Here is a 543-nt window from a genome sequence, read left to right as displayed (position 1 = left end):
GCCAGTACCAGATTGAGCGCGTTACCAGCGGAAAGCTTAAGGCTGATGCTACTAAGAATATCGCAAAGCCTTCCCGTGAGCAGCGGGCATGAAGGCAGTGGATGCGTATACAGGTATTTGTGAGGTGAGGGTATGAGCAAGCAAACCATTAGCAGCAAAGAAACGTTTGATGGGCTAAGTGACCTTTCAAAAGAGTGGGCCCGCGAGGTGCTAGCGCATTACCTAAGGGAGCGCGCCAACCTGAATGGAGCAGGCACTCATCAGGAAGACGAGAAGGTGGCAAGAAACATCGTGGCGGCTTTTGCTGCGCTGGAAGGCGTTTCAACCAAAGGTGAGGTGATGGTATGAGCAAGCAAACCAATAGCAGCAAAGAAACGTTTGAATCCCTTAACGGCATTGCCCAAGAGCAAGCCAGCTTAGTGCTGGCGCACTACCTGAAGGAGGCGAGTTGTTGCTTTGGTAACGAAGGGGCGCAAGACGAAGCGGAGAGAGCCGCTCGAATCATCCGAGCGGCCTTTGCGGAGCTAGAGGGGGTTACGCCTC

At 53.6% G+C, this 543-nt stretch carries 2 protein-coding genes; both read left to right on the top strand.

Annotation, left to right across the window (positions count from 1 at the left end):
* Positions 1 to 132: 132 nt before the first annotated feature.
* The gene (locus tag CXF87_RS12305; protein WP_101146795.1) at positions 133 to 348 is read left to right on the top strand and encodes a hypothetical protein; all 216 of its coding nucleotides are present in this window, start codon (positions 133 to 135) and stop codon (positions 346 to 348) included.
* A partial coding sequence (locus CXF87_RS12300) for a hypothetical protein (RefSeq protein WP_157826540.1) occupies positions 345 to 543 on the top strand: 199 nt, incomplete at its 3' end. The genes CXF87_RS12305 and CXF87_RS12300, both read left to right, overlap by 4 nt.

It is taken from the genome of Halomonas sp. MES3-P3E (assembly GCF_002836035.1).
GTDB classification, from domain to species: domain Bacteria; phylum Pseudomonadota; class Gammaproteobacteria; order Pseudomonadales; family Halomonadaceae; genus Vreelandella; species Vreelandella arctica.
The sequence above is the reverse complement of the archived record's forward strand: the minus strand, read 5'-3'. Positions and strand labels throughout refer to the sequence as shown.